Origin of the sequence: Streptomyces coeruleofuscus (assembly GCF_039532725.1) — a bacterium.
In the GTDB taxonomy this organism is placed as follows: domain Bacteria; phylum Actinomycetota; class Actinomycetes; order Streptomycetales; family Streptomycetaceae; genus Streptomyces; species Streptomyces coeruleofuscus.
Genome location: NZ_BAAASE010000001.1, coordinates 1537393 through 1554887 on the forward strand (window position 1 = coordinate 1537393; position 17495 = coordinate 1554887).

The window sequence follows — 17495 nt, forward strand, 5'->3', positions numbered from 1 at the left end:
CGAGGGGCGACCTCTGCCCGGCGGCCTGCCCGAGGGGCGACCTCTGCCCGGCGGCCTGCCCGAGGGGCGACCTCTGCCCGGCGGCCTGCCCGAGGGGCGACCTCTGCCCGGCGGCCTGCCCGAGGGGCGACCTCTGCCCGGCGGCCTGCCCGAGGGGCGACCTCCGCCCGGCGGCCTGCCCGAAGGGCGACCTCCGCCCGGCCGGATTCACCCCGGGGCGCGCCCGGAGCCCCGGGGACTCACCCGCCGTCAGTCGGCTCCAGCACGAACACCGGAATCTCCCGGTCCGTCTTCTTCTGGTAGTCGGCGTAGGCCGGATACGCCGCGACGGCGCGTTCCCACCAGTCGGCCTTCTCCTGGCCCGTGACCTCGCGGGCGATCATGTCCTGCTTGAGCGGACCGTCCTGGAGCTCCACGTGCGGATCGGCCTTGATGTTGAAGTACCAGACCGGGTGCTTGGGCGCGCCACCGAGCGAGGCGACCGCGGCGTAACGCCCCTCGTGCTCCACCCGCATCACCGGTGTCTTGCGCAGCTTGCCGCTCCTGACACCCCGTGAGGTCAGGACGACCACCGGCATCTTCGAGCCCTGGAGCGTCGTCCCCTCCGTGCCGCCGGAGCTCTCGTACAGTTCCACCTGCTTGCGCACCCACTGCGTCGGGCTGGGTTCGTACTCGCCGTCGAGAGGCATGGCATCCGTCCCATCGTCGCGTCACGGCTGACTGGCACCCGCATTCAACACCGGTACGCCTCCGAATCATCCGCACCGCGACACATCGAGCCGGCCGGGCACCTCACCCGGGCGCAAGCGCCATCCGCACGGCCAGAACCGTCATGACCCCGCTCGCCACCAGCGCCGTCCCCAGCCGGCCCCGGTGACCGGTCAGCGCCCGCCCCAGCAGGGCCCCGCTCCCGGCGAGCAGTACCTGCCAGCTCGCGGAGGCGGCGAAGGCGGCGAGCACGAAGACGCCCTGCTCCAGCGGGCCGGCCGGGCCCGTCGCCTGGGAGCCGATCACGAGCGCCGCGAAGTAGATCACGGTGGTGGGGTTGAGCAGGGTGATGCCGAGCAGCCCCAGGTAGGCCCGGCCGGGCCCCGGGGGAGCGGGGGCCGTCCGCGTGGCGAGCCGGTGGCCGCGGTACTCGCGCACGGCGGTGACCGCGCCCCACACCGCCAGCACGAGCAGCACCAGCACACAGACCCACCGCAGCGGCCCGAGCACCGGCCGCAACACGCCGGCCAGGGCCGTTCCCCCGAGCGTGGCCGCGAGGGCGTACAGCCCGTCGGCGGTCGCGATGCCGAGCGCGGCACAGACACCGGTGCGCAGGGACGTGCGGGCGGTGAGGGAGACCAGGTACGTCCCGACCGCGCCGACGGGGACGGCGATGCCGTACCCGGCGAGCAGCCCCGCGACGAGCGCGGCCGTCATGACCGCGGCGCCATAGGCCCTCCACGGCGGCCGGACCGCTGCTGGAGGCGCGCGGCAGGAGCGGCGTCGGACAGCGGCAGAAGGACGGCGAACGTAGGCATGGCTGGATCCTGGGGCCAGTCCCGTCCCACCGACAACCGGTTTTCGAACCGGCACCGCCGCGCCCCGGCGTCCGGCGAGGGCCAAGCCCTCTCACCCGGCCCCCGACGCCGGGCGTTCGAACTGGAAGGCGGCATTCCTCGGCCATGTTGCGGCGTGCGCCGATCTGGCCGAACTTCGCGTCGCCCCATAGATGCCCGAGGCATCTAATGAAGATCGGCACGACGCACACTTCGTCTGCGAGGTCTTCATGACGGAAACGACCGCACCCGTCGCCTTCCCCCAGAGCCGGACCTGCCCGTATCAGCCGCCCGCCGCCTACGACCCGCTGCGCGGTGAGCGCCCCCTGACCCGCATCACCCTCTTCGACGGCCGTGAGGCGTGGCTGGTCAGCGGGCACGCGACCGCCCGCGCGCTGCTCGCCGACCCGCGCCTGTCCTCCAACCGCAGCCGGCCCGGCTTCCCCGCCCCGACCCGGCGGTTCGCCGGTATCAAGAACCGCAGAACGGCCCTGCTGGGCGTCGACGACCCCGAGCACCGCACCCAGCGGCGGATGGTCGTCGGCGACTTCACCCTCAAGCGGGCCGTCGAACTCCGGCCACGCATCCAGCAGATCGTCGACGAGCGGCTCGACGCGATGATCGCCCAGGGCCCGCCCGCGGACCTGGTGACCACCTTCGCGCTGCCCGTGCCGTCCATGGTGATCTGCGCCCTGCTCGGCGTCCCGTACGCCGACCACGACTTCTTCGAGACCCAGTCACGGCGGCTGCTGCGCGGCCCGGAGACTGCCGACGTGGAGGACGCCCGCGACCGGCTGGAGGCGTACTTCGGCGAGCTGATCGACCGCAAGCAGCAGGACCCCGGCACCGGCCTGCTGGACGACCTCGTCCACCGGCAGCTGCGCGACGGCGCGCTCGACCGCGACGGCCTGATCGCCCTGGCGCTCATCCTGCTGGTCGCGGGGCACGAGACGACCGCCAACATGATCTCGCTCGGCACCTACACCCTGCTCCAGCACCCCGAGCGGCTCGCCGAGTTGCGCGCCGACCCGGGGCTGCTGCCGGCCGCGGTCGAGGAACTGATGCGGATGCTGTCGATCGCCGACGGCCTGCTGCGCCTGGCCGTCGAGGACATCGAGGTGGCCGGGACGACCATCCGCAAGGGGGACGGCGTGGTCTTCGCGACCTCTGTCATCAACCGCGACGAGACGGTCTTCCCCGATCCGGACACGCTCGACTGGAGCCGCCCGGCCCGGCACCACGTCGCCTTCGGCTTCGGCATCCATCAGTGCCTCGGCCAGAACCTCGCCCGCGCCGAACTGGAGATCGCCCTGCACACCCTCTTCCACCGGCTGCCCACGCTGCGCCTGGCCGCTCCCGCCGAGGAAATTCCCTTCAAACCCGGCGACACGATCCAGGGGATGCTGGAACTCCCCGTGACCTGGTAAGAGGCTTCAGTCATGCACATCGACATCGACAAGGACGTCTGCATCGGCGCGGGCCAGTGCGCCCTGACCGCCCCGGACGTGTTCACCCAGGACGACGACGGCTACAGCGCCCTGCTGCCGGGCCGGGAGGACGGCAGCGGCAGCCCGCTGGTACGGGAGGCGGCCCGGGCGTGCCCGGTGAGCGCCATCACCGTCTCCGAGACGGTGGGCTGACACCGGATCAGGCGACCTCCAGGAGCAGCCGGGCCGCCTCCCGCGCCTCGGCAGCGGGCTCGGCGCTCCTGGTGACACCCGCCGTGACCATGGCACCCTCGGCGAGCAGGAACAGCTGCCCGGCCAGCGAGCCGGGCAGCCCTGCCGCTTCGACCAGTGAGGCGAGGTAGTCCCGGAAAGCCCGCTTGTGGGCGCGCACCTGGCCGGCCACGCGCGCGGACGTCGCGCCGAGCTCCCCGTACGCGTTGATCCACGCACAGCCCCGGAAGTCCGGCTCGCCGAACCACCGGCCCAGCCAGTCGAACACGGCCAGGATCCGTTCCCGCGGCTCCCCGTACCGCTCGACGTACTCGGCCAGTTGCCCGCGCCAGCGCGCGTCACGCCGCTCCAGATACGCCTCCACCAGCTGCTCCTTCGCCGGGAACAACTGGTAGAGCCGCTTGAGCGAGACCCCGGAGCTGCCGCGGACGTCGTCCATGCCGACGGACCGCACGCCCCGCCCGTAGAACAGCTCCTCGGCGGCGTCCAGCGCCCGCTCCCGGGCCACTGCGCTGTCCATGTACGACCACTCCTTGGCGCGAGAACGAGCGTTCTCCTACCGTAGCAGCACCCCGGAGAACGCTCGTTCTCCACTGTCGATCAGGGGAGGACCCATGACCGGCCGCCCGCCGCTGCCGCCCTTCACCCGGGACACCGCCGCGCAGAAGGTCCAGGCCGCCGAGGACGCCTGGAACACCCGCGATCCGCACAAGGTCGCCCTCGCCTACTCGGAGGACTCCGTCTGGCGCAACCGCGACACCTTCGTCACCGGCCGCGCCGAGATCGCCGAGTTCCTGACCCGGAAGTGGGAGCGCGAGCAGGAGTACGCGCTGCGCAAGGACCTGTGGGCCTTCGACGGCAACCGCATCGCCGTCCGCTTCCAGTACGAGTGCCGGGACGCCGACGGCCGGTGGTGGCGCTCCTATGGCAACGAACTGTGGGAGTTCGACGAGCACGGCCTGATGACCCGCCGCGAGGCGAGCATCAACGACGTGCCGATCGAGGAGCGGGAGCGCCGCATCTTCGGCCCACGACCGGAGCCGGAGCGCGGAGCCACGCTCCCCGTCCGGTGAGCCCGGCGGAGTGACTAGGCTTTCCGGGATGACCGAACAGCCCACCCGGAAGCCCTTCCTCTACGTCGTCGTCTGCGCCGCCGGTATCGCGGCGGACGTCAGCAAACTGATCACCGCAGCGCAGGAGCGCGACTGGGAGGTCGGTGTCATCGCGACGCCCGTCGCCATGAACGGCTTCTTCGACACCGCGGCAGTCGAGACGCAGACGGGCCGCCCGATCCGGTCCGCCTGGCGCGCGCCGGGTGAGCCGCGCCCGTTCCCGGCACCCGACGCCGTGGTCGTCGCGCCCGCCACCTTCAACACCGTCAACAAGTGGGCGGTCGGCATCGCCGACACCCTCGCCCTGGGCACCCTGTGCGAGGCCGCGGGACTCGGTGTGCCGATCGCCGTCCTGCCGTGCGTGGCCGACGCGCTGGCCTCCCACCCCGCCTACCGGGACAGTCTGGAACGGCTGCGGGGGATGGGCGTGCGGTTCGGGCAGCCGTACGCCGGAGAGCCGGACGAGGACGGCGGACGGCCGGAGTTCGGCTGGGAACGGGCGCTGGAGCTGGTCGAACGCGGCTGACGGACAGCCGCTGACCCTCGCTGCGGCCGGGCACGTCTTCGAGTGCACGCGAGCACGTACGCTCCGTCTGGAACACCTCCCGAAGGCAGGAGCAGCAACGATGCAGTACGTGAAGCTCGGTTCGACGGGCCTGGACGTGTCGCGGATCTGTCTGGGGTGCATGACCTACGGCCTGCCGGACCGGGGCCGGCACGAGTGGACCCTCGACGAGGAGGCCTCGCGCCCGCTGATCCGGCAGGCGGTCGAGGCGGGGATCAACTTCTTCGACACGGCGAACGTCTACTCCGACGGCACCAGCGAGGAGATCGTCGGCCGGGCCCTGCGCGACTTCGCCCGCCGTGACGAGATCGTGCTCGCGACGAAGGTGCACGGCCGGATGCGCCCCGGGCCCAACGGCGGCGGACTGTCCCGCAAGGCGATCCTCAGCGAGCTCGACCAGAGCCTCACCCGGCTCGGCACCGACTACGTCGACCTCTACCAGATCCACCGCTTCGACCCGCACACCCCGGTCGAGGAGACGATGGAGGCCCTGCACGACGTCGTCAAGGCCGGCAAGGTCCGTTACATCGGGGCGAGTTCGATGTACGCCTGGCAGTTCTCCAAGGCCCAGTACACCGCCCGGCTGAACGGCTGGACCCGCTTCGTCTCCATGCAGAACCACTACAACCTCCTCTACCGCGAGGAGGAGCGCGAGATGCTGCCCCTGTGCGCGGACCAGGGCGTCGGCGTGCTGCCCTGGAGCCCGCTCGCCCGCGGCCGCCTCACCCGCGACTGGGACACCACGACCGAGCGCAGCGCCACCGACACCTTCGGCGGCAACCTGTACCAGGAGGGCGACCGCACCATCGTCGAGGCGGTCACCCGCATCGCCGGGGAGCGCGGCGTGCCCCGTGCCCAGGTCGCGCTCGCCTGGCTCCTGCACCAGGACACGGTGACGGCACCGATCGTCGGAGCGTCGAAGCCCCGGCACCTGGAGGACGCGGTGGCGGCGGTAGAGCTGGAGCTCAGCGACAAGGAACTCGAGGAATTGGAGCGGCCCTACACACCGCATCCGATCGCCGGTCACTGAAACCGGCCCATAGGGGCGCGGGGAACGGCGCGATCAGCCACAACGGCGCCGCAGACAGAACTGCCGCCTCTCCCGCGGAGCACTCAGTGGGGCCCCTGCGGCGCGAACTCCGTCCCGCAGGGCCCCGCCCCCTCGCTCTCCGGCAACTCCACCCTCGCCCCGTTCATCGTCAACGTCCGGTAGAACCCCCCGATCCGCTCCGCCGACCGTCCCACGTAATGCCCGATGAACGACCGCCGGAACCGATCCACCGCACGGTTCGGCTGCGACCCGTGCACCAGACTGCCGTTGAAGAACAGAACATCCCCCGGCTCCATGTCCACCGGAACCGGCGCCAGCCCGGGCGGCGGCGGGACGTACTCCCGGGCGAAGGACACCCCCGCGTCCGCCTCCTCCGGGCAGAACAGGTCCATCCGGTGCGTGCCCGGCACGACCTCCAGCCCGCCGTTCTCCCGGTCGATCACCTCGCAGGCCAGCCACGCCGCCACACAGGTGCCCGGCTCCACCCGCAGGTAGAAGTTGTCCTGGTGCAGCGCCTGCCCCCGGGCCCTCGGCGGCTTGAAGTAGAACATGCTCTGCGCGGCGAGGGCCTCCTCCCCGAGCAGCACCTCCAGAACCGTGCGCAGCCGGGCGTCCAGCAGGACGTCGCGAGCGAGGTCGCTGATCTCGTGCGGGTGCATCACCCGCGGCCAGACGTGCAGCGGATCGGCGCCCGGCCCGGACGAGCGCGGCTCGAAGTGCCCGGGGACCGGGCCGGCCGCACGCAGCGCCGAGAACTCGTCGCACAGCCGCTCGGTCTCGTCGGCCCCGAAGAGCCCGCGCACGACCGTGAAACCGTCCTCCTCGAAACGCTCCCGGTACCGCCGGAGCGCCGCGGGGTCCAGGATGGGAGCGCCGGCGGCGCCATTGCCCGTGACTGTCATCAGCGCACTCCTCGGTCAGGTGTCCCCGGCACGACACGCTAGGCCACCGAGCCGTCGAGGAGGATGCCCGTGCGTGCTGACGGATTGCCCGGCACTGCTGAGCACGGGTACGAGGGGGACCCCGCACCACCGCCCGGCCTGGTCGTGCTCGGCCACTTCGACCAGCCGCCCGGATACGTCGTCAACCGGCCGCGGGGCTCCGCGAGCTGGCTGTTCACCTGGACCACGGCAGGCCGCGGACGGCTCTGGCAGGGCGGCGTGGAGACCTCGGCCGGCCCGGGCCGGCTGGTGGTGCTCGCCCCGGGTGTCCCGCACGGTTACGCGGTCGGGCCCGGCGCCCGGCACTGGCGGTTCTGGTGGGCGCACTGCCAGGCCCGCCCGTCGTGGGCCGGATGGCTACGGCCGTACGAAGCCGGTGACGGGGTGTACGTGGTCACGTCCGCCCCGGCCGGAGTGCACGGCCGTGTCGAGGCGGCGTTCCGGCGGATGCACGCCGATGCCCGCCGCCCCGGCGCCGGGGCACCGCCCGACGCGGTGGCCCCGGACGGGCAGATCGCCGTCGCACACGGCAGCGCCGCCCGTGAACTGGCCCTGTGCGCACTGGAGGAGATCGTCCTCCTCACCGCCACCGGTGCCCGCCCGGCGGTACCCCGTCCCGGGCTCGACGCACGGATCCAACGGGCGCAGGAGCTGATCGACGCCGACCCCGGCGCCCCGCACACCGTCCGCTCGCTGGCCGAGCAGGTCTCCCTGTCGCCGTCCCGCTTCGCCCATCTGTTCAGCCGCCAGCTCGGCCGGTCGCCCATGCGCGCCCTGCGCGAGGCGCGACTGCGGCACGCCGCCCGGCTGCTGGAGGGCACCGATCTGCCGGTGGAACGCGTCGCCGCGGCCTCGGGTTTCGCCAGCCCGTTCCACTTCAATCGCGTCTTCCGTGAGCGCTACGGGACACCTCCCGGGGCGTACCGGAACGCGGTGCACGGCGGTTGGCGGGGCTGAGCGGCGGTATGGTCATTGGTTCCGAGAGGAGGCCTGGAAAGGGGCATGCCGGGAAGGCCCGAGGGTGTGAGCTGCTGTGCGGGCGGCAGTTCAATGGTTTCCGGGCGACGCCCGGGACCGGGCGAAAACACACCGCGAAAAACAGAGGGGACAGCCCGGAAATCCCTTTCGCGCCGCACGTTGACACTTTGTCAAAAAGCCCTGGCCGCGTACGCAATGCACGAAACCGTGAGATCCCTTGTTCCCTGTCGCTGACCTGTGCAAAGGTGTGCGTTGTCGGCGTCCGGATCACACGCCTTTCTTCGTGTGCGCGAGCCACCGGGTCGACATACCCCTTGGTATGGACTTTCTTCCGCATGTCCGTGAGAGGAATGCAGCCGTGAACGACGCAGGCCCGTCGAATTCCCCGGGTCCGGCCCGCAGGATCGGCGCGACGGACGAGCAACTGAGCGCCGAGCTCAGGAAGTGGACGGGGGCGACCCCCGCACTTCACCCCGTCGGCGAACTGCTGGACCGGCACTGGGAGGCGGCCTCCGCCTACGCCCGGCTGTGCACCGACGGCCCGCGTTCCGCCGGAATACTCACCACCGCCGCATTCACCCGGCTCTTCGGCGAAACCCTGCGCCAGACCGGCCCCACCTCCGCGTGGCGGCCCCATCTGCTCGTCACCGTACGGCGCATCGCGGCCGAGTGGGCCACCGACCACAGACGCGACATGCTGCACCCGGAACTGCTGTCCGGGGCCGGCGAGGGGGAGCGGGTGGCCGCCCGGCTGCTGCCCCAGCAGCACCGGCGCCTGCTGTCCGGTGCCTTCCAGCGGCTGCCCCAGTCCGCGCGCTGCCTGCTGTGGCACGTCGAGGTCGAGGCCGAACCGCTCTCCGTCCCCGCCGGGTTGCTCGGCCTGGACGAGGAGGGCGCCCGCGTCGAACTGGGCCGGGCCCGGGACCGGCTGCGCGAGGAAAGCCTCCAACTGCACCGCGAACTCGCGCCCGACGAGGAGTGCCGTCGCTATCTGCGGCTGCTCGACGTGACGTACCGGCGTGGCGCCCTCGACCTCGACCCCGATCTACGCGCGCATATCCAGGGCTGCGGGCACTGCGCAGCGGCCGCGGACCAGCTCGACCAGTTCAACCACGGGCTCGGTCTCGCCCTGGCGGAGGGCGTGCTGGGCTGGGGCGGACGAGAGTACGCGGAGAGCAGACCGAGCGGCGCGGCGGAGAGCGACGTGACCGGCGCCCCGCGGCCCGGCACGAAGACGGCCACCGCGGAGAGGGAGCTCCCCGGCGATGTGGCCGGAGAGGCCTTCCCCGACCCCGTCGTCCTCGCGGGCATGGTCGGGGAGTCGTTCACCGACCCGGTCGGCACGGCGGCCGCGCCACCCGCCCCCGCGACGGAGCACGCGACGCAGGCACCCTCCCACGACGGCTTCCCCGCCCCGCCCGACGCCCCACCGGCCAGTGGAACCACCCCTGGCCCGCGCCCCGAAGGCCACCGCACAGCGGCCCGCAGATCCGCTCACAAGGCGGCCCGCCGCGCCTCCCGCCGCCGCACCGTCGGCGTGAGCGTCCTGACCGTCAGCGGCCTGGTCGTCCTCCCGCTGGTCCTGTGGTCCCTGGGCAACTCCGGCGAGGGCTCCCCGCAGTCCGGTACGGGACGGCCCTCCGAGACGCCCGGCCCGGATGCCGGCGAGTCGACGAACGACTCGTCCTGGGTCGGGGCGGGCGACGCCGAGAAGGGAGCCCTGCGCGGCCGGCTGCACAACGTGGCCTCGGGACTGTGCGTCGGCATCGAGGGCGACAAGGCCGTCGAGGACGCGGAGGCCGAACTCACCGCCTGCTCCTCGGCCGCAGCCCAGCAGTGGACGTACGAGACCGACGGCCTGCTGCGCAACGGCGCCGACCCCGATCTGTGCCTGGACTCGCACCTCGGCTACTCGGTGCGGCTGGCCCCGTGCACCGGAGCGTCCCGGCCGGACACCAGGGACATCCGCTACGACTTCACCCTCCAGGGCGCCCTGGTGCCCCGCTGGAACCAGGACCTCGCCCTGGCTCCGGCCGCGACCGACGGCTCGGGAGCCCTCGTCCTCAAGGCCCGGGCCGACGCGGAGGTCCAGCGCTGGGCGATCGACACCTCCAAGGCGGATCTCCAGATGGAGGCCGTCAACTGGAACGCCGCCGCCCCGGTGCCGCGTTCCACCCCCACCCCCACTCCCTCGAAGACGCCCACGGCGACACCGACCCCGCCCGCCACCCCGTCGGCGACACCGCGGCCGACGCCGACCAGCGCGGCCCCCACCGACTCGGCCTGCGACCGCTACGGCCATCCCTGCGACGGAGACGGCCGGTACGGCTATCCCGGCTACGGCTACCCGGGCTCCGGCTACCCCGGTTACGGCTACGGGTACGGCGGCTATGGCGGCTACGGTGACGGCGGCTATGGCGGCTACGGTGACGGCGGTGGTGGCCACCGCTGACCGGACGCGCGCTCAGACCCCGGCGACGCGCAGCGACAGCCACAGCGCCACCACGGCCGGCACCAGCGCGGCCGGCACCGTGAGCAGTCCGAGCCGGGTGAACTCCCCGAGCCCGACCCGGTGTCCGTGCTGCTGCGCGATCCGCCGCCACAGCAGGGTCGCCAGGGATCCTGCGTAGGTCAGGTTGGGGCCGATGTTCACGCCGAGCAGCACCGCCAGCACGGCACCGGGACCGGCTCCGGCGGTCAGCGGCAGCAGCACCAGTACCGCGGGCAGGTTGTTGACGAGGTTCGCCAGGACGGCGGCCAGCGCGGCCACGCCCAGCAGCGTGAGCAGGCCCGATCCGCCGGGCAGCACCCGGTGGAGCGCGTCGGCGAGCCCCTGGTCGACGACCGCCCGCACGACGACGCCGAGGGCCAGCACGAACGCCAGGAAGGCCGGGGCCGCGGACCGCACCACCGTCAGCGGGGTGGCCCGCCGCCGCAGCAGCGCCCGCACGGCCAGCACGAGCGCACCGGCCAGGGCGGCCCACGCCGGCGCGATGCCGAGCGCGGAGGCCACGACGAACCCGGCGAGCGTGCAGCCCACCGTGATCAGGGCGAACAGGGGCAGCACGGGAGGCCCGGCGGGGTCGGGGGAGGGGAGAGGAGCGGCCAGTTCGTCGTCGAAGAAGCGCCGGAACACCAGGTACTCGGCGCCGATCGCCACCAGCCAGGGCAGCGCCATCAGCGCCGTGAACCGGGTGAAGCTCAGCCCGCTCGCCGTGAAGGCCAGCAGGTTGGTCAGGTTGGAGACCGGCAGCAGCAGCGAGGCGGTGTTCGACAGATGGGCGCACGCGTAGAGGTGCGGCCGGGCCTGGACGCCCATCCGGGTGGCGGTGACGAGCACCACCGGTGTCAGCAGGACGACGGTGGCGTCCAGACTGAGCACGGCCGTGATGACGGAGGCCAGCGCGAACACCGCGGTCAGCAACCGCGCGGGACGCCCCGCCGCCCAGCGGGCCGTCCACGCCCCGCACGCCGTGAACAGCCCCTCGACGTCGCAGAAGTGCGCCAGCACCAGCACGGCCGCGAGGAAGCCGACCACGGGCCCCAGCCGCTGGATCTCCTCCCACACGTGGTCCGGCGGGATCACTCCGGCGGCGACCGCGAGCCCGGCGGCCGGAACCGCCAGGACGGCCTCGGGCAGCCCTCGCGGACGGAGCACGGCCCAGACGAGCACGGCGGCCAGCAGCACCACGGACAGGACTTCGGCGAGCAGGGTGTTCAGGGCGGCGTCCTCCGCGACGTGATCAGGTCGTGCCCGCCCATGAAACCAAGGGTTGGTAAGAGAGCTCCTTACATCCCGTCGTCGAGCAGTTCCAGCTCCGCCCAGATCGTCTTGCCCTCGGTGGTGTGCCTGCTGCCCCAGCGCTGCGTGAGCTGGGCGACCAGGAGCAGGCCGCGGCCCCCCTCGTCCCAGGTCTTGGCACGGCGCAGGTGCGGGGCCGTGTGGTTGGTGTCCGACACCTCGCAGATCAGCGTGGACGCGTCATGGATCAGCCGCAGCCGGATGGGCGGGGCGCCGTAGCGGATGGCGTTGGTGACCAGCTCGCTCACCACCAGCTCGCCGGTGAACGTGGCCTCGATCAGCCCCCAGCGGTCGAGCTGGTCGACGACCTGCTTGCGGATGGGCGCCACCAGTGCCGGATCGGCGGGGATGTCCCAGGTCGCCACCTGGGAGGACGGCAGACCGCGGGTGCGGGCCAGCAGCAGGGCCACGTCGTCGGCGGAGCCGCCCGGCGGGAGCAGGGCGTGCAGCACGCGGTCGCAGGTCTCGTCCAGGGAGTCGGAGGGAGCCGACAGTGCCTCGCGGAGCATCCGCTGGCCGGCGTCGACGTCCCGCTCGCGGTTCGCGAGCAGCCCGTCCGTGTGGAACGACAGGACGCTGCCCTCCCGCAGCTCCACCTCGGCGGACTCGAACGGCAGCCCTCCGACCCCCAGCGGGGGCCCCGAGGGCAGGTCGAGCTGCCGGGCCGGGCCGTCGGGCGGGACCACGAGAGGCAGTGGGTGCCCGGCCCGGGCCAGGGTGCAGCGTCGCGACACGGGGTCGTAGACCGCGTACAGGCAGGTCGCGCCCACCTCCCCGGTGCCGGCGTCGCCGCCGGACTCCTGGGACAGGCGCACGACGAGGTCGTCGAGGTGGGTCAGCAGCTCGTCGGGGGCCAGGTCGATGTCGGCGAGGGTGCGGACGGCGGTGCGCAGCCGGCCCATGGTGGCCGAGGCCTGGATGCCGTGGCCGACGACGTCGCCGACGACCATCGCGACGCGCATCCCGGACAGCGGGATCACGTCGAACCAGTCGCCGCCCACGCCGGAGCGGGTGGCGGGAAGGTAGCGGGAGGCCGCCTCCACCGCCGCGGTGCGCGGCAGCGTGCGGGGCAGCAGGCTGCGTTGCAGGGTGAGCGTCGTCTCGCGCTCGCGGGAGTAGCGGCGGGCGTTGTCGATGCAGACGGCGGCCCGGGCCGTGACCTCCTCGGCCAGCAGCACGTCGTCGGCGGTGAAGGGCTCCGGGCGCCGGAAGCGGGTGAACACCGCGACCCCGAGGGTCGTGCCCCTGGCCTGGAGCGGCACGGACATCGTGGAGTGGATGCCGTACTCGCGGATCCGCCGGAACCGGACCGGGTCCCAGGCCAGCCACTTCTCGAGGTCGCCGCCGTCCGCTCCGGAGGCCACGACGGCCTGACCCGCGAGGAGCGAGGCGGCCTGCGGGGAGCCCTCCGGATAGACGTCCACCTGGCCCGGCTTGGCCACGGCCTCGGGGCTGCCCGAGTTGACCGACTGGTGGGCGGCCCGGCGCAGGCTCACCGGCGGGGTCGGCGGGCCGGCGGACTCGCCGCCGTGCTCCCGCACGTCGAGCAGGTCGACGCTGACGAAGTCGGCGAGCGCCGGGACGCACACGTCCGCCAGCTCCTGGGCCGTACGGGTGACGTCGAGGGTGGTGCCGATGCGCACGCTCGCCTCGTTGACCAGCTGGAGCCGCTCCCTTGACCGGTACTGGTCGGTGAAGTCGTGGGCGGTCACGCATACGCCCCGCACCTGCCCCGAGTCGTCGGTGAGCGGTGCGAGCCGGGCCAGCCAGGCGTGAGCCCCCCGGCTCTCCCCGCTGGCCTTCATGTACGTCTGCATGTCCTGCCGCTCGCCGGTGCTCAGCACGCGGCGCAGATATTCCTCGAGCTCCGCGTTCTGCGGCCGGCTGCCGATGTCGGTGGGCCGCAGGCCCCGCAGCCGGTCGGCCGGCAGCCCGACGAGGGCCGCCATGGCGTCGTTGACGCCGCGCAGCCGCAGCCGCTCGTCGAAGATCATGGTGGCGCAGGGCGACTGCGTCAGGGCCGCCCGCACCAGCGGGTCGTCCGGCAGCTCCCGGACGGGGGCCTCCGGCGGGGACACGGCGAGCCACTCGGCCGTCTCCGGGCCGTCGGGCGGTCTGCGGTGGGCGACCACCCACGCGGAGACCGCGTGCCCGTCGCGGTGACGCAGCGTGACCGTCCCGCTCCAGCGGGCGTCCTCCGGCACGGGCGGCGGTTCCGCTCCGTCGGCCAGCAGCTCGATGGCCGGACGGCCCAGGACCTCGGCGGCCGGGTGGCCCAGCAGCCGGCGTGCGCCCTCGCTCCACTCGGTGAGCGTGCCGTCGGCGGCGATGACGGCACGGGCGGCCACGCCATCGTCGAACGGCTCGTCCGGACTCATCGTCGCCACTCCATACGGACACTCACAGTGATCAGAGAGGTCGCTTGAGTTCCAGACTAGTCCGTGGGCGCCCGACGTGGACCGGTAACCCCCGGGCCGCCCGGCAGCGCGCGGTCAAGGCGCATTTCCGGCCGATGTGACCACTGGGGCAGAACGGCGCTCCCGCACTCTTGACGGCCGTGTGTGACACCTCGACAGAATCTGTTTGTTCGCGATGAGTTGTGAGTACTTCTGGTCCCTAATGAGAGAGAGCCGCCATGTCGGTCACGCGCAGATCGGTCCTGCTCGCCTCCGCCGCCGCGCCCGCGGCCGGAACACTGCTGGGCGCCCCGGAGGCGTGGGCCGCCGAGGAGGTGCGCGGCGCGTCCGGCCGCCGCACCGTCGCCCTGCGCGACGGCTGGCGCTTCGCGCTGGTCAACCCGGGCGGGATCACCGACCCGACCGGCGCCTACGCCGATGCCCACCTTCCCGGGCACGACGACTCCGGCTGGCGCGAGGTCGCCGTCCCGCACGACTGGAGCATCGAGCAGACACCCACCACCGAGCACGGCACCACCAGCGGCACCGGCTTCCTCCCCGGCGGCCTCGGCTGGTACCGCCTCGCCTTCACGCTGCCGCCCGCCCTCGCCGGCAAGCGGATCTCGGTGGAGTTCGACGGCGTCTACATGGACTCCTCCGTCTACTGCAACGGCAAGGAGGCCGGCCGCCACCCCTACGGCTACACCGGCTTCGCGCTCGACCTCACCGACCTGGTGCACACCGACGGCACCACCGAGAACGTGCTCGCGGTCAAGGTCCAGAACCGGCTCCCCAGCAGCCGCTGGTACTCGGGCAGCGGCATCTACCGCGAGGCCCGCCTGGTGATCACCGAGCCGGTGCACGTGGCCCGCTGGGGCACCCGCGTCACCACGCCCGAGATCTCCGCCGAACGGGCCGTCGTACGGGTCGACACGTCGGTCGTCAATGCGTCGGGCGCGGGCGCCGACGTCGAGGTCGTCTCCCGGATCGTCGACCCGAAGGGCCGGACGGTCGCCCGTACCTCCTCCACGACCGCCGTCACCGGCGAGAGGACCGAGACCCACGAACTCACGGTCCGGCGCCCCGAGTTGTGGGACATCGCGGCCCCGCACCGCTACACCCTGCACACCGAACTGCGCGTCGGCGGCAGGACCACCGACACCTGCCGCACGCCCTTCGGCTTCCGCACCTTCCGCTTCGACCCGGACGAGGGCTTCTTCCTCAACGGCACCCACCACAAGCTCAAGGGCGTCGACCTCCACCACGACCTGGGCGCGCTCGGCGCCGCGGTCAGCATCGACGCCGTCCGCCGCCAGATGGAGATCATGCGGTCCATGGGCGTCAACGCCCTGCGCACCTCCCACAACCCGCCCGCGCCCGAGGTGATCCAGGTCTGCGAGGAGCTGGGCGTCGTCATGCTGGTGGAGGCGTTCGACTGCTGGCGCACCGGGAAGAACCGGTACGACTACGGCCGGTTCTTCGACGAGTGGTGCGAGAAGGACGCCACCGAGATGGTGCTGGCGGCCCGCAACTCGCCCGCCGTGCTGATGTGGTCCATCGGCAACGAGGTCCCCGACTCCACCTCCACCGCCGGTCTCGCCATGGCCGACCGGATCATCGCCGCGATCAGGGCCGCCGACGACACCCGCCCGCTGGTCATAGGCTCCGACAAGTACCGCCGCCTCCCCGCCAAGGGCTCCGCGGCCGACCTGATGCTGGCCAAGCTGGACGGCCTCGGCCTCAACTACAACACCGCCAAGTCGGTGGACCAATTGCACGCGGCCTACCCGCACCTCTTCCTCTTCGAGTCCGAGTCCTCCTCGGAGACCTCGACCCGGGGCGAGTACCAGGAGCCCGAACACCTCAACACCGGCGAGAATCACACGCCCGGACGGCGCGGGACCTCCTCCTACGACAACAACCTCGCCTCCTGGACCATGAGCGGCGAGTACGGCCACAAGAAGGACCGGGACCGCAAGTGGTTCACCGGGCAGTTCCTGTGGTCGGGCATCGACTACATCGGCGAGCCCACGCCGTACGACGTCTTCCCGGTCAAGGCGTCCTTCTTCGGCGCGGTCGACACCGCGGGCTTCCCCAAGGACATGTACTACCTGTTCCGGAGCCAGTGGACCGAGAAGCCGATGGTCCACCTGCTGCCGATGACCTGGAACCACGCCGAGGGCGACACGGTCGAGGTCTGGGCGTACTCGAACGTCGACACCGTCGAGCTGTTCCTCAACGGAAAGTCCCTGGGCGTACGGCGGTTCGACACCAAGAAGACCGTCGACGGCCGCACGTACCTGGAGACGACCGAGGCGACCGGCGACGACAAGACCTTCACCGACGGCCCCTACCCCGGCAGCTACACCAGCCCGAACGGCAGCGCCGGCAAGCTCCACCTGACCTGGAAGGTGCCTTACGTGCCGGGCGAACTGAAGGCGGTCGCGCGGCGGGACGGCAAGGTGGTCGCCACCGACGTGCTGCGCACCGCCGGCGCCCCGCACGCGATACGCCTGACGCCGGACCGCAAGTCCCTGGCCGCCGACGGGCGTTCACTGGTCTTCGTGACCGCCGAGGTGGTCGACCGGCGCGGTGTGGTGGTGCCGGACGCGGAGCACCTGCTCTCCTTCGGGGTGGCGGGAGGCTCGCTCGCCGGGCTCGACAACGGCCGCCAGGAGAGCGCCGAGCGCTACCAGGCGAGCACCCGCACCGCCTTCCACGGCAAGGCCCTCGCCATCGTCCGCTCCGGAACGAAGACGGGCACGCTGAGGGTGACCGCCCGTGCCGACGGCCTGCGCACCGGCACGGCGACCGTACGCGCCACCCGGGCGGGGGACCGGGCCGAGACCGCCCCGCCCGCCTTCCGGCCGGCGCCCCCGGCGCCCGTCGATTACCCGCACGCGGACGCCGGTTACTCCGGCCGCCCGGACACGCTGCCCGCCGCCATGCTCGACGGCGACCCGGCCACCGGCTGGTCCAACGGCTTCTACAAGCAGGCCACGGCCCTGCTGCCGGCCTTCGACGGCGCGCGCACCGAGGACTGGGTCACGGTCGACCACGGGCGCACCCGCGGCTTCGACCGGGTGGACGTCTCCTTCACGGTGGACGCCACGCACAGCCTGCCCGCGGCCGTCGAGGTGGCGGTGTGGGACGGGCGCGCGTGGCGGGCCGTGGAGGACACGGCGATCGACTGGGCCACCGCCTCCGACACCCCGACGGTGATCACCTTCAAGGCCGTCCGCGGCTCCCGGATCCGGCTCACGATGACGAGCCGCCACCCCGACGAGGCCCGGGGCGCCCTCCGCATCAGCCGGCTGGAGACCCCGGCCGCCTGACCCCTCGGGCACGACGGTCCGGACGGGCGGCGAACAGCCAGTCCTGTCCGGACCGTTGACGAGGCGTCACATCAGCAACAACCATGGCGGGC

General features: G+C 72.6%; 14 protein-coding genes. 8 read left to right on the forward strand and 6 right to left on the reverse strand.

Going from position 1 to position 17495, the window contains the following annotated elements; genetic code table 11:
- Nucleotides 1–239: 239 nt before the first annotated feature.
- Both ABFX81_RS06745 and ABFX81_RS06750 read right to left on the reverse strand, forming a co-directional pair.
- Nucleotides 240–689, reverse strand: coding sequence for a nitroreductase/quinone reductase family protein (locus ABFX81_RS06745; RefSeq protein WP_086854842.1), 450 nt, complete (start codon nucleotides 687–689; stop codon nucleotides 240–242).
- A 103-nt stretch (nucleotides 690–792) separates the two neighbouring features.
- On the reverse strand, nucleotides 793–1425 hold the full coding sequence (locus tag ABFX81_RS06750; protein ID WP_086854841.1) for a LysE family transporter: 633 nt from the start codon (nucleotides 1423–1425) through the stop codon (nucleotides 793–795).
- 349 nt (nucleotides 1426–1774) lie between these two features.
- Here ABFX81_RS06750 and ABFX81_RS06755 point away from each other — a divergent pair, with 349 nt between their 5' ends.
- The gene (locus ABFX81_RS06755; protein ID WP_086854840.1) at nucleotides 1775–2971 is read left to right on the forward strand and encodes a cytochrome P450; all 1197 of its coding nucleotides are present in this window, start codon (nucleotides 1775–1777) and stop codon (nucleotides 2969–2971) included.
- Between the two features lie 12 nt (nucleotides 2972–2983).
- Entirely contained in the window at nucleotides 2984–3184 is a 201-nt protein-coding gene (locus tag ABFX81_RS06760; protein WP_086854839.1) for a ferredoxin, read from the forward strand.
- Between the two features lie 7 nt (nucleotides 3185–3191).
- On the opposite strand, the gene ABFX81_RS06765 is transcribed toward ABFX81_RS06760, so the two are convergent.
- Nucleotides 3192–3743, reverse strand: coding sequence for a TetR family transcriptional regulator (locus ABFX81_RS06765; protein ID WP_086854838.1), 552 nt, complete (start codon nucleotides 3741–3743; stop codon nucleotides 3192–3194).
- Between the two features lie 94 nt (nucleotides 3744–3837).
- Here ABFX81_RS06765 and ABFX81_RS06770 point away from each other — a divergent pair, with 94 nt between their 5' ends.
- The 3 genes from ABFX81_RS06770 to ABFX81_RS06780 all read left to right on the forward strand — a co-directional run bounded on the left by ABFX81_RS06770 (nucleotide 3838) and on the right by ABFX81_RS06780 (nucleotide 5930).
- Nucleotides 3838–4296 (forward strand): DUF1348 family protein, encoded by a 459-nt coding sequence (locus ABFX81_RS06770; protein ID WP_086854837.1) that lies wholly within the window; start codon nucleotides 3838–3840, stop codon nucleotides 4294–4296.
- Between the two features lie 28 nt (nucleotides 4297–4324).
- Nucleotides 4325–4861: a flavoprotein gene (locus ABFX81_RS06775; RefSeq protein WP_086854836.1), complete on the forward strand. Its 537-nt coding sequence runs from the start codon at nucleotides 4325–4327 to the stop codon at nucleotides 4859–4861.
- A 100-nt stretch (nucleotides 4862–4961) separates the two neighbouring features.
- Nucleotides 4962–5930: an aldo/keto reductase gene (locus ABFX81_RS06780; RefSeq protein WP_086854835.1), complete on the forward strand. Its 969-nt coding sequence runs from the start codon at nucleotides 4962–4964 to the stop codon at nucleotides 5928–5930.
- 83 nt (nucleotides 5931–6013) lie between these two features.
- Here the strand turns inward: ABFX81_RS06780 and ABFX81_RS06785 are convergent, their stop codons facing one another.
- Nucleotides 6014–6853, reverse strand: a complete 840-nt coding sequence (locus tag ABFX81_RS06785; RefSeq protein ID WP_086854834.1) for a phytanoyl-CoA dioxygenase family protein — start codon at nucleotides 6851–6853, stop codon at nucleotides 6014–6016.
- A 63-nt stretch (nucleotides 6854–6916) separates the two neighbouring features.
- Between ABFX81_RS06785 and ABFX81_RS06790 the strand changes: the two genes are divergently transcribed.
- Both ABFX81_RS06790 and ABFX81_RS06795 read left to right on the forward strand, forming a co-directional pair.
- Nucleotides 6917–7849, forward strand: coding sequence for a helix-turn-helix domain-containing protein (locus tag ABFX81_RS06790; RefSeq protein WP_346137742.1), 933 nt, complete (start codon nucleotides 6917–6919; stop codon nucleotides 7847–7849).
- A 379-nt stretch (nucleotides 7850–8228) separates the two neighbouring features.
- Nucleotides 8229–10322, forward strand: coding sequence for a ricin-type beta-trefoil lectin domain protein (locus ABFX81_RS06795; RefSeq protein WP_346137743.1), 2094 nt, complete (start codon nucleotides 8229–8231; stop codon nucleotides 10320–10322).
- A 12-nt stretch (nucleotides 10323–10334) separates the two neighbouring features.
- Here ABFX81_RS06795 and ABFX81_RS06800 read toward each other — a convergent pair whose 3' ends face one another.
- Nucleotides 10335–11561, reverse strand: coding sequence for an SLC13 family permease (locus ABFX81_RS06800; protein ID WP_346137744.1), 1227 nt, complete (start codon nucleotides 11559–11561; stop codon nucleotides 10335–10337).
- Between the two features lie 98 nt (nucleotides 11562–11659).
- Complete coding sequence (locus ABFX81_RS06805) at nucleotides 11660–14050, reverse strand: SpoIIE family protein phosphatase (protein WP_086851791.1); 2391 nt, start codon at nucleotides 14048–14050, stop codon at nucleotides 11660–11662.
- Between the two features lie 257 nt (nucleotides 14051–14307).
- On the opposite strand from ABFX81_RS06805, the gene ABFX81_RS06810 reads away from it, so the two are divergent.
- Nucleotides 14308–17403 (forward strand): glycoside hydrolase family 2 TIM barrel-domain containing protein, encoded by a 3096-nt coding sequence (locus tag ABFX81_RS06810; RefSeq protein WP_086851793.1) that lies wholly within the window; start codon nucleotides 14308–14310, stop codon nucleotides 17401–17403.
- The last annotated feature ends 92 nt before the right edge of the window (nucleotides 17404–17495 follow it).